Here is a 13,987-nt window from a genome sequence, read left to right as displayed (position 1 = left end):
GTTCTTTTTTTAGGGGGGATATCAATGAAAACTCTTTCTGTCGTTCTGCCCGTTTACAATGAGGAAGAAATGTTAAAAAACGTGCTTAAGCAAATTAAAAAAGTGAACGTGCTTGAGATTATTGTGGTCGCAAATGGCTGTACGGATGCTTCAGTGAAGATAGCGAAAGAAGAGGGGTGCACGGTAAAAGTAATAGAAAAGCGTATGTCTCCACATGAAGCGAGAATGGAAGGAGCAAAGACTGCCAAAGGAGATGCCGTCTTATTTGTAGACGGAGATATTGTTCTTTCGGCTTCCGAGCTTGAGCGTTTTGTTCAGCCGCTGTTATTTGAATATAGCGATGTGGTACTAAACAAGTGGGGAAAAACGAAAATGAATGCTTTTAACCGGAGCGAGCTGACGTGGAGTACGGTTTTACATCATGCGATTGGGAAGCCTCATCGTGCCAACGCTTATTTAAAAGCGCCTTACGGGGTACAGTTAAGCGTGTTGAAAAACTACTGGGAGCTGCCTCCTCTTTCTTTATTTGTGACATTTTTAACACAGCACCGAGTAAGCATGTCTATGTCGATTGAAACACAGGGGAAAGGAAGCTTTCGTCCGTTTGATCGCCCGCTGCGCAGCAAAGAGCGAATTCAATCCTATCAGCAGCTTCTTCAAACATACTATACGCTGGAGTCAAATCTTAAAAAGCGAGTGGATATGCTTGCGCATCCCATTCCAGTTGTGGAGCACGGCTGGGGGAAATTATCTTCTTTTTATGGAGGCAAACAGCTGTCTGTTATTGTTCCGGTTTGCAACGAAGAACAAACAATCAAACAAGTGATTGCAGAAGCAAGAAAACTTGAGCCGTTAGAAATCATTGTCGTGATTAACGGTTCCACTGATCAGTCGGAGGCGTATGCCAAAGAAATGGGTGTCAAAACCCTCGTCTATGATAAGCGCTTAGGGCATGATTGCGGAAGAGCTGCGGGGGCCCTTGCAGCAACGGGAGATATACTTCTCTTTATAGACGGGGATTTTGTTCTTTCAGCTCAAGAGTTGTATCCGTTTGCTTCAGCGGTAGCGAGCGGCGTTGATGTAGCTTTAAACGTATGTGAAGATGAAGCGAAGCTCACGCATGTTGTGCAGGGGTGGAAGTACGTGTTAAATGAGACGGTAGGAAGAAAAGATTTATTAATGAGCTCGATGACAGCTGTTCCTCATGCTATAAGCAGAGAGTGCCTGCAAAAAATTGGACTCCAGTCTCTTGTGATACCGCCTCTTGCCCAAGTAAAAGCGATAATAGAAGATTTTCATGTGCAGGCCGTTCACCATGTTGATGTAAATAAATTTAACCGATTTCGATATTCTGAACACCTATCATTAAAGAGCCATTCTCCTACGGCAGAACTCATTATTCAGGATCATATTTTTGCATTTCTATCGTATCTTCAGCGCGACTGAGCAGGGAGTATTGCCTTACTTCCAAAAGAAACGTTTAAAATGAGATAAAGAAATTTGCTGATATCTTGTTTTTCTGTTCTAACCCCTTGAATTTGTGCTCAGTTGTAACTAAAATTGTTACATGTGCAGACAAAAGTAAAAAAGGAGGAAAAGAAATGAAAAGCTATCAGCTTGGAACGTTTTTACTTCGTCTTATGTTAGGGCTAACGTTTTTTATTCATGGCCTTGGCAAATTCCAAAGCGGTATTGATAATACGGTCGGTTTTTTCCACAGCATGGGCATTCCTGCGTTTTTCGCTTATGCGGTTGCGGTTATTGAATTCGTAGGGGGAGCCGCTATGATTCTTGGATTTCAAACGCGTTTAATCGGTGTCTTGTTTGCGATTGTGATGATTGGCGCTATTTTTACAGCGAAAAGCGGTGCTGGTTTTACAGGCGGCTATGAGCTTGAGGTTGCCCTTTTTGTCGTTTCGCTTCATATGATTCTAGCAGGAAGCGGCGCGTACGCGTTAGACAACCGATTACAAAAACCAGAAGAACATTATTCTTAAAAAGGTAGGCGCTATGCGCCTACCCTTTTTTGTAAAAAATATCCTTCTATCGATTCATTTTTACTAAAATATACAGCTATCATTTTTAAGAAAATTCGTATATATGGTACTATTTGGTCATAGATGACTACATAGTCATTCTATTTGAACGATACGGGGAGGTTTTAACATGAAAACCGAAAGAGAAAACGGAATTGTCCGTCAAGTGAATACAATTCAATCAAAAGAAGAGCGCTTTAATCCTTTTTCATGGTATGAAGAGATGAGAAACAGCGCGCCTGTGCAATGGGATGAAGAAAGGCAGGTATGGGATGTTTTTCACTATGACGGGGTCAAAGAAGTGCTAGAACAAAAGAATATTTTTTCTTCTGATCGAAGACCTCCACAAAACCAAAGACAAACTGCTCTAGGAACGAGCCTAATTAATATTGATCCGCCTAAGCATGCTGAAATGAGAGCGCTTGTTAATAAAGCTTTTACGCCTAAAGCAATGAAAGTATGGGAGCCTAAAATTGCGCGTATTACAGCTGAATTATTACAAGAAGTGGAGCATCTTGAAGATATTGATATAGTCGAGCATTTGTCCTATCCGCTTCCGGTTATGGTAATTGCCGATATTTTAGGCGTGCCGATAGAAGATCAGCGTCAGTTTAAAGATTGGTCGGATATTATCGTAGCCGGTCCCTCTAATAACGAACGTGAAACGCTCGAAAAATTGCAGCAAGAGAAAATGAAAGCAAATGATGAGCTAGAAACTTATTTTTATAAAATCATTGAAGAAAAACGCACGCATCCAGGGGATGATATTATCTCCGTGCTTCTTCAGGCAAAAGAAGAAGGGAAGCAGCTAACGGATGAAGAAATCGTCGGGTTTTCCATTTTGCTGCTGATTGCAGGAAACGAAACAACCACGAACTTAATTTCAAATACGATTTATTGTTTAATGGAAGACAAAGCTTCTTTTGAACGACTCAAACGAGAAAAAGAACTTTTACCTTCTGCGATTGAAGAAGTTCTTCGCTATCGTTCACCCGTTCAGGCTCTTCACCGAATCGTAAAAGAAGATGTGACTCTTGCAGGCAAGAACCTAAAAGCGGGCGAACACGTCGTTCCATGGATGGGATCTGCGCATCGAGACGCGGAGTACTTTGAAGACCCGGATGTATTTAAAATCGATCGAAAGCCAAATGTGCACATGGCATTTGGAAGAGGCATTCATTTTTGTTTAGGAGCACCGCTTGCTCGAATAGAAGCAAAAATTATGCTGGCTGAGCTGATTGACCGCTATCCGCAGATGGACTGGAGCCCGGCATTTGAGTTAAAGCCGATTGAAAGCACATTTGTGTATGGGTTAAAAGAATTATTGATTCGAAAACATGTATAAAAAAAGCACGCTTTGCGTGCTTTTTACTCTTTTTCTGCCTGAATTCTCGCTTCAGCAATTTTATCGGTATGATTATATCCCCATTGAAACATCAGCTCGATAATAGGGATGAGAGTTTCTCCAAAAGGCGTTAAATAATATTCTACTTTAGGCGGAACTTGTTTATAGACTTCGCGGTGGATAATTCCGTCGCGCTCGAGTTCGCGAAGCTGCAGCGTGAGCATTCGCTGCGTTACGCCAGGAATGAGTCTGCGCAGTTCATTAAAGCGCCGGCGTTCCTTAGATAATTGATATAAAATGACGCTTTTCCATTTGCCTCCGACTACATCAACGGCTGCTTCCACAGGGCAAGAATAGCCGTGAGGCTCCCATTTTGTTAAGTCGTATTTCATAGTGATTACTCCTTTTATCAGTGAGTTCAGCTGCATTTGTGCTGTTTATACTATAGCACGTCTTATTTGATAAAAACATGGAAATGATTCATGGGATTATTGACGGAAAATTAAAAAAGTAATGGAAATAATTATGAGTTTGTTGTATGATGAAACTATGAAAATAACTTTTCTATTAAAAAGCGAAATATTTTGAAAGCGCTTTATTTATAAAGGACGACAGGGGAAAGGGCGGAGGAACGATGAAAAGATTTATCAAAGTAGAAAAAATAAATCATGTGGCGGTTATACGAATGAATCAGTCGATGCTTAATCGTTTGAACAGCGAAGTTATGTATGAGCTGCAAGAAACGATGAATGAGCTGCAGCACGATTCGTCGGTTGGATCTATTGTATTCATGGGAGAGTACTATAAAATGAACGGAGATCATAGAACAACCTCTTTCCTACGAGAAGAAACAGGAAGGCTTTATCAGCCGATTCATGCAGTAGCAGCTCGAGCGATTTTTCAGCGTATTTCATGCAGTGCCAAACAAACGATTGCGCTTCTTACAAACTTTACGTTTGGCGGAGGGTATGAGTTAGCTTTAGCATGCGACGTACGAATTGCGGAAGAACCTGTGCAGCTCAAGTTAACAAACGGTATGACTGTTAGTGCGCAAGAAGCATGCAACATGGGAAAAGTGCAGCACGTTGTGCAAAAAGGGAAAGGATTAGAATATTCACTTGCGCTCAATGCATTAGAAAAGGAAGCTTAAAAAGCGCTTTCACTTTATTTCCTATAAAGTGAAAGCGCTTTTATTTTATTTCATTGACAAAATGGTATTGAAAATTCTGAAAAAAGGAGTAGAATGATAACAAATCTACTTATTTTAAATAAGCAAAGGAGCTGGTATCAATGCCATTCATTTTTAAAGAAGCGGTAGTCGGATTGTTTACAGCGGCAGCAGCAGGTTTACTGGCGTTTCAAGGAGTAGAAGTGGTGACAGCCATCATTCATATGCTAACTTTTTGGAAACAGTAATAGCTAATAAGTAGAGGAACAACTTATAAAGATAAGGGGCTTGAGAGTTTCTCAGCCCTTTTTGTTGTGGAGCTCATGATTTTTCAGTATACTAACGGTGGAAATTAAGACATAATATGGTTACATAGCAGGGATTTACGAACTTAGTAGGGAAGTATGTAGACTCTGAAAAAATAAACAATGATCGCTTTTACCCGGTAACAAGTTTTGTTATCGGGTAACGTGTGTAAGGGGTGTGGATAAGTGAAAGATAAAAATTTAACAGAAGAACAGCAGCGAGTTGATTGGGTAGTAGAAGAAATCAGCCAAAAAGCTGAAAAGATAGGCAAAAGCGTAGGAAACGTAAAAGGTGAAATTGTCGATTTGCGAAGCACGTTTTGGGACGATGTTACGGTTAATATGGATGAGCCAGATGACGTGATTGAGACATTTACGAGCATTAAGCAGCAGGCAGAACTTTTAGCTGAACGTGAAATTACCCATAGACAAGCGTATGATCAATTAAAAACATTAAAAAAACTAACGCAATCCCCTTATTTTGGGCGTTTTGATTTTATAGAAAATGGTGAAAAAGAAGCGGAAGCTATTTATGTGGGCGTGGGCTCTTTAATGGATCAAAAAGATGAAGAGTTTTTAATTTATGATTGGCGTGCGCCTATTTCGAGTCTTTATTATGATTATTCGCCTGGAAAAGCACAGTATGAAACGCCAGGTGAAGCGATTAAAGGCGAGATGAAGCTAAAGCGTCAGTTTATTATCGAAAATAGCGTAATTAAAAGCATGTTTGATACAGGGATTACCATTCGAGACGAGCTGCTTCAAGAAGTGCTCGGACACAATGCAAGCAGTCAAATGAAAAGTATTGTAGCGACCATTCAAAAAGAACAAAACCAAATTATTCGAAATGAAAAAAATAAAGTGCTGATCGTTCAAGGGGTAGCAGGGAGCGGTAAAACCTCTGCAGCTCTTCAGCGCGTGGCTTATCTTCTCTATCATCACCGAAAGCAGCTGACTGCAGAAAACATGATGCTGTTTTCACCAAATCCGCTTTTTAACAGCTACGTCTCAACCGTTCTTCCGGAGCTTGGAGAAGACAATATGAAACAAACAACGTTTCAGCAATATGCCGATGGCCGGTTAGGAAACGAGTTTGAAGTGGAGGACTTGTTCGTTCAAATCGAATATTTGCTAACGGAAAAAGATGCTGCGGCAAAAAAGCAAAAAATGCAGGAAATTCGCTACAAAGCAAGCCGTGAATTTAAAAAGCAGGCAGATGCCTATATTGAAGAACTGTCTACTAAAGACATCATTTTTAAAAACATTAAGTTTCGCGGCGAAATCGTGTTATCTGCTCGGCGTTTGCTGTCTTATTTCTATTCGCTTGATACGGAAATTTCCATACCTAACAGGATGCAGCTCGTAGCGGAATGGGCGCTTAAACTCATTAATCAGCTTGAAAAACTTGAGCGCAAAAAAGATTGGGTTCAAGAAGAAATTCAGCTTTTGGAAAAAGAAGATTATGTGGAGGCCTATCAGCACCTGCAGAAAAAGGAAGGCTATACGGAAAGCTCATTTGATGATTTCGACCGGGAACAAGCATATTTAGCCAAAGCGGTTGTAGCTAAAAAAATGAAATTTATTAAGCAAGCCATCAAGCAGCTTAAATTTATCGACATTCGCCGTATCTATATGCAGCTGTTTGAAAGAAATCACCTTTTTTCCCACGTAGAGGGATGGGAAGACACTGCTAAAAACACGGTGCACAGAGTCATGAACATGAAGCTGTCTTATGAAGACGTAACGCCTTACTTATATATAAAAGATCAAATTGAAGGGCGCAAAGCCAATCCTGTCATTCGCTATTTGTTTATTGATGAAGCACAGGACTATTCACCTTTTCAGCTGGCGTTTTTAAAAGAGCTGTTTCCGCATGCCAGAATGACGCTGCTTGGAGACTTGAATCAAGCGATCTATGCGCACGCCTTGAACGCACCGACCATTCTTTCAAGCGAACTGTACGAAGAGAAAGAAGCAGAAACGCTGACTCTTACGAGAAGCTACCGATCAACACGTCAAATTGTGGAGTTTTCAAGGGATATGGTGGCAAACGGTCATTTAATCGAGCCGTTTAATCGAGATGGAGCGAAACCGACCGTGGCGGCTACAGGCGACGTCAAAGAGTTGCATGAGGCAATTATACACAAAATTAATGAATTGAAGCAGCAAAACTATAAAACAATTGCTGTTATTGCCAAAACAGCTGAGGAAAGTCTTCAGGCATTCCAAGCACTGCCTGAAGCGATGTCTGCAAGGCTGCTGACAAAAGAAACAAGTTCATTTGAAAAAGGCATGCTTGTTCTGCCAGCTTACTTAGCAAAAGGAATTGAATTCGATGCCGTCATCATTTACAATGCATCGAGTGAATGTTACCAAGATGAATACGAGCGTAATTTATTTTATACAGCATGTACAAGAGCGATGCATGAGCTGCACTTGTTCTCACTTGGTGAAATCAGCCCGTTTATATCAAATAAAGAAACCTATGACTATCAAGGTCAATAAAAAGAAGGCAGCCAGTAGGCTGCCTTCTTTTTATTACTGACCTTCAAAATGCAGCAAATACTTCACTAAATAAAGGCCTGAGTTTGTTTTTTCTTGAAGAGGAATGGTCAGGCATGTGACGTAATAATACCCGTTTGGAATATCATAGCTTAAGGTTTCAGATAGGACACTTTTGATTTCAATCCCATCGCTTTCGACGTGAAAAGGAAGGCGAGTGGTCTTTTCAGCCCGTGATGCGTCTGGAGTTTCGTTTACCCACACTTCAATAATGGCTTTTGTGTTCGATACGGCTTCAAATGAAATAGCTTTGTCGTCTGCGACATATCCTTTTTGAATATCTTCATCACTCCAGTCGTGATGGGGCTTTGGCTGTCCTTTTTGAAATAGCGTAAACTGATGATAAGACATGGTTAGCTCTTGTTCTTTCCATTTTGTTTTCATGATTTCACCTCTTCAAAATAAAGCTTGTTCTGCTATTATTGCACGATAAATTGTACGCGTGTACCATCTGGATACTGTTCTAACTGATTTCCAACCCATGAGCCGGCTCCGCGGTTATCAGAAGGTGAAATATAGCGAATGTCAGCTCCTGCTCCGCCTTCTTCGCACATAGCCATTGGCCATTCATCACGGTCATAACCTGTTTTTGTCGGATATCCTTTCAGGGATTCTTCTCGGTTCGCTTCAGCACCGTCGCGATCAATCGTGCAAACGGAAGAGTGCCCAGCGGCAATTGCGTCACGAATATGATCACCCGTTTCAGGATATCGGTCTAACGGAAAATAAAGCGTCGCATCATAGTTTACTTCAGCTTCCGTTTTTTCAGGAGCTAAAAAAGCCGCATGTCCCATAAATCCTAAAATACATGCCATGATAATGAATAGACTTGCCATTAATTTTTTCCCGTATGTAGCCATCTCAAACCTCCAGTGTAAGTCGTTTTTACAGCTTAACTATACTCTCAGATTGCTAAGTTTAGATTACAGGACAATAAATACGGTGTAAACAAGTATTAACATTTATGTAAAAATGATCTTTTTGTCTTATCTGTAAGGAGTAAAAAGGCTGCGTAATATTCCGGGAATTATACTTTTTATTGTGAACCTGCTTACCAGTCAGGTTAAATGGAGTGTGAAGAGGTAGGTAACGAAAAGAAATCTCAGCAGTGCAAAAAAGAGTATACTTCCTTTACTTGACATCATACCCTAATAGGTATAAAGTTGTGTATACATTTACTTCTTGCGTACAGCTTAAAAGCAAGAAACGCAATCATGCATGAGCGGAGGTAGTAGTATGATGGAATATGATAAGCAAGTTAAAAATCGTTTGAAACGTATTGAAGGTCAGTTAAAAGGTGTCTTAAATATGATGGAACAAGGAAAAGACTGCCGTGACATTGTGACACAGCTCTCAGCAGCCAGAAGCGCAATTGATCGCACGATGGGTGTTATTGTCAGCACCAATCTTGAACAATGCGTAAGAGAAAGCATTGAAAAAGGCGAGAACACGGAAAACTTAGTAAAAGAAGCAGTAGAGCTGTTAGTAAAAAGCAGATGAGACATTCGTTTCATCTGCTTTTTGTTTTCACTGTACGCTGCTCATAAGGATAAAAACCGCTGTTCCTAAACACAATACGGATAGGAACAGCGGTTTTTTAGGTTTATCTCGTTTTAAGAACAGGAAAGATATATGGAGAGAAAGGAGGAGGTCAAGGTGAGTGATGACAAAAAGTCACCAACATATAATCATACGGAAATTCATCATAAAATTGAGGCTTCTCCAAAAGCGCCGGGAATCAAAGCTGCTTTTCGCTTTAACCACGCTTCTTCTCCGTGGGTAAGAGGGATCAGCTCAGGCTTGTCTTCAAGTTTGCCGATTTTAATAGGAATTTTGTTTGATCATTTGCAGTACGGACTCATTGCAAGCATTGGAGGCTTTACATATTTATATACAAAAGATGAGCCTTATGCGCAGCGTGCCGTTAAGTTATTTTTAGCTTTGCTTGGCGTTACGCTCTGCTTTACACTCGGCTCATTATTTGCTGACGTAGCTTGGATGAAAACTATTTTATTTGGTGTGATTGGAGCTGTATCGGTTTATGTTTTCGGAGCGTTAAAAATTCCAGGACCTTCTGCCATGTTTTTTGTCCTTTCATTTGCGGTGAGCACGAGCATTCCAGCGCCGAATTTGCAGGCTGTTTTTTTGCACGCAGGACTTGTTTTTTTAGGAGGGACACTATCTTGGTGTATTAGCATGAGCGGCTGGCTTATTAACCCGCGCGGACCTGAAACTGCCGCTGTGGCGAAAGCGTACAGGCAGCTAGCTTCATTTGTCGGGTCTCTTGGTACGGAATCGTTTCACGCCGAGCAGCATAAAACGGTTGTCGAGCTTCGAGCAGCGGAAACAGCGATGAAACAAGCGAAAATTAATCGAAAAAAATCATCATTTGCGCATCGTCTGTTTTTATTAAATCAAAAAGCCGAAGGGCTGTTTATCTTTGTGATGGCCGCTGCGAACGATTTTAATCCAGCTGTTTCTAAAAAAGCACAAGCGGTGATTGAAACGTTCGCATCTGAAATGGCCACGTTAAAAAAACATAAAAAAATTCGAGACGTGCGTGAAGAAATTGAAAAGCTGTCCATCAAAGAAGAGCTGCGCACATTGCTATTGGATGTAAATGACGTTCTTCAAATGAAAGAATTAAAAGAAACGGAGTATATTCAATTTTCACAAGGCAGCGTAAAAACACGGTTAAAAGCTGCTTTTCACAAACGTTCGTATGTACTTAAAAATGCTTTGCGCTACGGAATTATTATGATCATCGCCGCAGCCGTTGCCTACACGACAAATATTCCGAGGTCTTACTGGATTCCGCTTACGTGCGCGGGAGTGATGCTTGGAGCAACCGTTCGTGCAACGGTTCAGCGAGGTATTCAGCGCTCTGTCGGAACCATTTTAGGTATTTTAATTGGAACCGGGATTCTGATGCTTGAACCAACGGGAATCGTCATTGCGCTCATTGTCTTTGTGCTTCAGTCGACGATTGAAATTGTAATTGTTAAAAACTACGCGCTCGGCACGCTCTTTATCACACCCAATGCTCTTTTAATTGCTGAAAGCGGTCATCCGGATAAAGCGATTAGCTATTTTACGTCTGCTAGAGTGATTGATATTGTCATTGGTTCTGTTATTGGAGTGGTCGGCACGGTATTAATTTTCAAACGAGCTTCTTCACTTCGTTTGCCGTATTTGCTCGGAGATGTGATACGAAAAGAAGGACAGTTTTTAGAAATGCTAAGCACCGAACAAGATGAAGAAAGAATTAAACGAGAAAGAAATAAGCTTCAAGGCGAACTCGTTAATCTTCGGGCGCTGTACGATAATGTGATTGGAGAATATTCTAAAACGGCCGTCAAACTGGAAGGATTGTGGCCTGCCGTTGTCGCTACACAGCAGTTAGGTTATATGCTTCTTGCGTCGTTTGAAGGGTATGAGCTGTCAGAAACGGAGAAACGAGAGCTTCAGGAAACATTTGCTCAGCTAGCTGCAGCAGCTGAGCAAAAACGAGCGCCAAAGCTTTCAAGTGTTCCGACCCTGAAACACTACCCTATTATACAAGGAGAAATAGTCGCTTTATATGAAAGTCTGCAGGTAGAGATATAAAAAGCACGGAGTCCAGGGGCTCCGTGCTTTCGTTTTTACATATCCACAACTTCATTTACCGTTTTATTTACATCGTCACGCGTCATTTTTTCTTTTCCTTTCATCAAGGCGTTTAATGTTCCATCAGCAAGCGCTAACGGAATTTTACAGAAATGAAGGATCGGAAGCGATTTAACATCTTCTAAATATTTCTTTCCTAGTGAAAGATTGCGGCGAGCGTAGGCAAACATATCTTCTCTGCTCCAATTGTTAGGAAAGAAGCTGACTCCGCGCTCTGAATCTTCCGAGGTATTACGCAGGATATTAACAGACTGCAAGCCGCGTCCAAACGCAATAGCTAAGTCTTTGTCTGTTTCCGTGCCGTCATACCATTTCCAAATGTCATTAAGCATCACACCTACTAGACCAGCTACGTAGAACGTATAGTCATCTAAATCCGCTTCATTTTGAATATGCCAGTCTTTTTCTACCCAATCGGCCATTCCTTTGGCCATAATAGAAGTTGCATCTAATACTTGATCTGCAACTCCAGTCGGACAAAGCGCAATCCAGTTGCCGAGCTGAAGCGTTACGTCAGGTAAATCAGCTTGATAAGGACCTACTAATGCCATGTACTCGTCTTCGTTAAAAGACTTTTTTAACAGGTCACTAATGGCGTAAAGCAAGCGGCTTTTTACACCGGCTTCTAGCTCAGGGTGATCTTCAATTTCATCAATTGCCCTCATACATAAGTAAGCAGATCCTACTGCATCCTGCAATTCTGCCGGCAAGTGGCTAATTGGAATAAAAAATGTTCGGCTTGTCTCTTTTAACATCACCATTGCGTTGTCGCGTAATTTGTTGGGTACACTCATTGATAACTAGCTCCTTTTTACATATCCACATGTCAAATTAGTTTAAGTTTTCATCTTATATACTATAGTAACAAAAAATGAGCATTTAATGGAGTTTAAAGATTACTTATTAACGATATTGTCATTATTTTGTAGTATTTGAACAGATAAACTTGTAACATATACAAGTTTACACTACGATAATACTCGTTCATTCCTCGTTTTAAAGAAATAAATGGTTTATTTTTAAGAAAATTGCTGTCATGCTAATGAATTAGGTGAGCTTTTAAGAGAGTATTCAACAGTGGGTTATACATAATATATAGGACAATACAGAGGTGAATGTATGAAAATTTTAATTGTAGAAGACGATGATAAAATATATGAATTAGTAAAAGAGAAATTTGAACAGTGGTCATTTGAAGTGGCTGGAGTAGAAGACTTTCAAAAGGTAATGGAAGTATTTATTGCAGAAAGCCCAGAGCTTGTTATTTTAGACGTGAATTTGCCTGTATATGACGGGTTTTACTGGTGTCAGCAAATACGTACAGTTTCAAAAACTCCTATCGTCTTTCTTTCCTCTCGTGAACATCCAATGGATATTGTTATGGCAATGAATGTTGGGGCAGATGACTATATTCAAAAGCCGTTTAACTTAGATGTTCTTGTTGCTAAAGTGCAGGCGCTTCTGCGCAGAACGTATTCATATGGAGACACGATTTCAGACGTTATCGAGTGGAACGGCGCGGTGCTAGACTTAAAAAAAGGAAGTTTGCATTACAACGATCAAGAAATTCATTTAACGAAAAATGAATTTTTTATTTTACGGCTTCTTTTGGAAGAACGAGGCAAGATTGTATCGCGAGAAGAGCTTATGCGAAGATTATGGGAAGATGAGAAATTTGTAAGTGACAATACGCTTTCTGTCAACATCACACGCATTCGCACCAAGCTGGAAGAAATCGGGCTGAATGATAAAATTGTGACCAAAAAAGGCCAAGGATATTTGGTGAATTAAGATGTGGAAAAGTTTTTTAAGAGAAAGACTAAGCTGGATTTTATTTGTTCTTCTATGGCTGAGTGTAATCGATGCTCTGCTGCTGCTTGAGTATGATATTAAGGTGTCGTCCACTTCGTTTTGGTATTTGAATCTTTTAACGCTGTGTCTGCTGATTCTGTTTCTTTTATGGAGAGGAGTAAAAGAAAGAAGATTCTTAAAAAAATTAAGCTTAATGCTACGGAATGATGCGTACGATTTACAAGAAATGCAGCCATATGTTCGAACAAAAGCAGATGAAGACATGCTGAGTTTGCTGCAGCATATAGATCGTGTGTATCGCAGACAAACTCATGCTCTTCACGTACAGCAGCGAGAGCAACAGGAATATGTAACGACTTGGGTTCATGAGATCAAGACGCCCCTTACTGCAATGAAGCTGCTTATTAATGCTCATCGTACAGAGCTTTATAAATGGCCTTGGCTAAAGGATATTGAAGATGAGTGGATGAAAATTGACGGATTAGTAGATCAGAATTTATATTCTGCACGCCTGCAGTACTTAGAAAAAGATTATCAGGTGCAGGCAGTGTCGCTAAGTGAACTTGTTTTTCCAAACGTTGCGTACTTCTCAAAATGGTGTATTGAAAAGAAACTGCATATTGATGAAAAAAATCTAGACATACTGGTGCACACTGATCCAAAGTGGATGCAGTTTGTTGTGAGGCAAGTGCTGTCTAACGCCATTAAATATAGCCCTCTAGAAGGAAAGCTTTCTTTTTTTAGTGAAGAAACGCCAAAGTACGTAAAGTTATTTATCGCTGACCAAGGGAAAGGGATTCCAACTCAAGATCTTCCCCGGATTTTTGAAAAAGGATTCACAGGAAATGCTGGAAGAAAAACGAAGGGAGCTACGGGGCTAGGGCTGTATTTTTCAAAAAAAATTACAGATGCTCTTGGCCATCGAATAGAAGTGAATTCACTTTTACACGAAGGAACCACGGTGATTCTGACCTTCTACAAACCGAATTCTTTTGATAACCTTTCAAAAATGTAAGATTGCACGATGAGATTGTCATCTGCTTCAAACGAATCTTTCCTTGTTTCAAAGTAAGGTAGAGTTATACACAAGGAG

General features: G+C 40.5%; 14 protein-coding genes. 10 read left to right on the top strand and 4 right to left on the bottom strand.

Features of this window, described 5'->3' with window-relative positions:
* Window positions 1-24: 24 nt before the first annotated feature.
* The 3 genes from MMB68_RS00635 to MMB68_RS00625 all read left to right on the top strand — a co-directional run bounded on the left by MMB68_RS00635 (window position 25) and on the right by MMB68_RS00625 (window position 3,381).
* Complete coding sequence (locus MMB68_RS00635) at window positions 25-1,446, top strand: glycosyltransferase family 2 protein (RefSeq protein ID WP_221783677.1); 1,422 nt, start codon at window positions 25-27, stop codon at window positions 1,444-1,446.
* A gap of 155 nt (window positions 1,447-1,601) precedes the next feature.
* Window positions 1,602-1,997: a DoxX family protein gene (locus MMB68_RS00630; protein ID WP_013058570.1), complete on the top strand. Its 396-nt coding sequence runs from the start codon at window positions 1,602-1,604 to the stop codon at window positions 1,995-1,997.
* A gap of 169 nt (window positions 1,998-2,166) precedes the next feature.
* Complete coding sequence (locus MMB68_RS00625) at window positions 2,167-3,381, top strand: cytochrome P450 (RefSeq protein ID WP_221783679.1); 1,215 nt, start codon at window positions 2,167-2,169, stop codon at window positions 3,379-3,381.
* A gap of 23 nt (window positions 3,382-3,404) precedes the next feature.
* Here MMB68_RS00625 and MMB68_RS00620 read toward each other — a convergent pair whose 3' ends face one another.
* Window positions 3,405-3,773: a winged helix-turn-helix transcriptional regulator gene (locus MMB68_RS00620; RefSeq protein ID WP_014458688.1), complete on the bottom strand. Its 369-nt coding sequence runs from the start codon at window positions 3,771-3,773 to the stop codon at window positions 3,405-3,407.
* 242 nt (window positions 3,774-4,015) lie between these two features.
* Between MMB68_RS00620 and MMB68_RS00615 the strand changes: the two genes are divergently transcribed.
* From MMB68_RS00615 to helD, 3 genes are all read left to right on the top strand, one after another.
* Window positions 4,016-4,531, top strand: a complete 516-nt coding sequence (locus tag MMB68_RS00615; protein WP_221783682.1) for an enoyl-CoA hydratase/isomerase family protein — start codon at window positions 4,016-4,018, stop codon at window positions 4,529-4,531.
* Between the two features lie 140 nt (window positions 4,532-4,671).
* Complete coding sequence (locus MMB68_RS00610) at window positions 4,672-4,797, top strand: hypothetical protein (RefSeq protein WP_014458690.1); 126 nt, start codon at window positions 4,672-4,674, stop codon at window positions 4,795-4,797.
* 243 nt (window positions 4,798-5,040) lie between these two features.
* The gene (helD, locus tag MMB68_RS00605) at window positions 5,041-7,359 is read left to right on the top strand and encodes an RNA polymerase recycling motor HelD (protein WP_221783684.1); all 2,319 of its coding nucleotides are present in this window, start codon (window positions 5,041-5,043) and stop codon (window positions 7,357-7,359) included.
* A 33-nt stretch (window positions 7,360-7,392) separates the two neighbouring features.
* Here helD and comJ read toward each other — a convergent pair whose 3' ends face one another.
* The gene (gene comJ / locus MMB68_RS00600; protein ID WP_221783686.1) at window positions 7,393-7,800 is read right to left on the bottom strand and encodes a competence protein ComJ; all 408 of its coding nucleotides are present in this window, start codon (window positions 7,798-7,800) and stop codon (window positions 7,393-7,395) included.
* A gap of 35 nt (window positions 7,801-7,835) precedes the next feature.
* Window positions 7,836-8,210 (bottom strand): NucA/NucB deoxyribonuclease domain-containing protein, encoded by a 375-nt coding sequence (locus MMB68_RS00595; protein WP_223269005.1) that lies wholly within the window; start codon window positions 8,208-8,210, stop codon window positions 7,836-7,838.
* A 445-nt stretch (window positions 8,211-8,655) separates the two neighbouring features.
* Here MMB68_RS00595 and MMB68_RS00590 point away from each other — a divergent pair, with 445 nt between their 5' ends.
* Window positions 8,656-8,916: a metal-sensitive transcriptional regulator gene (locus MMB68_RS00590; RefSeq protein ID WP_013058561.1), complete on the top strand. Its 261-nt coding sequence runs from the start codon at window positions 8,656-8,658 to the stop codon at window positions 8,914-8,916.
* A 156-nt stretch (window positions 8,917-9,072) separates the two neighbouring features.
* Entirely contained in the window at window positions 9,073-11,022 is a 1,950-nt protein-coding gene (locus tag MMB68_RS00585; protein WP_221783688.1) for an FUSC family protein, read from the top strand.
* A 35-nt stretch (window positions 11,023-11,057) separates the two neighbouring features.
* Here MMB68_RS00585 and MMB68_RS00580 read toward each other — a convergent pair whose 3' ends face one another.
* The gene (locus tag MMB68_RS00580; RefSeq protein ID WP_221783690.1) at window positions 11,058-11,876 is read right to left on the bottom strand and encodes a squalene/phytoene synthase family protein; all 819 of its coding nucleotides are present in this window, start codon (window positions 11,874-11,876) and stop codon (window positions 11,058-11,060) included.
* 325 nt (window positions 11,877-12,201) lie between these two features.
* On the opposite strand from MMB68_RS00580, the gene MMB68_RS00575 reads away from it, so the two are divergent.
* Window positions 12,202-12,873: a response regulator transcription factor gene (locus MMB68_RS00575; protein WP_221783692.1), complete on the top strand. Its 672-nt coding sequence runs from the start codon at window positions 12,202-12,204 to the stop codon at window positions 12,871-12,873.
* Between the two features lies 1 nt (window position 12,874).
* A complete protein-coding gene (locus MMB68_RS00570) occupies window positions 12,875-13,909 on the top strand; it encodes a sensor histidine kinase (protein ID WP_221783693.1) in 1,035 nt (344 codons plus the stop codon).
* The last annotated feature ends 78 nt before the right edge of the window (window positions 13,910-13,987 follow it).

Source organism: Priestia sp. Y58 (assembly GCF_029522095.1).
GTDB classification, from domain to species: Bacteria; Bacillota; Bacilli; order Bacillales; family Bacillaceae_H; genus Priestia; species Priestia megaterium_E.
Note: the sequence above shows the minus strand (reverse complement) of the source record. Positions and strands in the feature narration are given on the sequence as shown.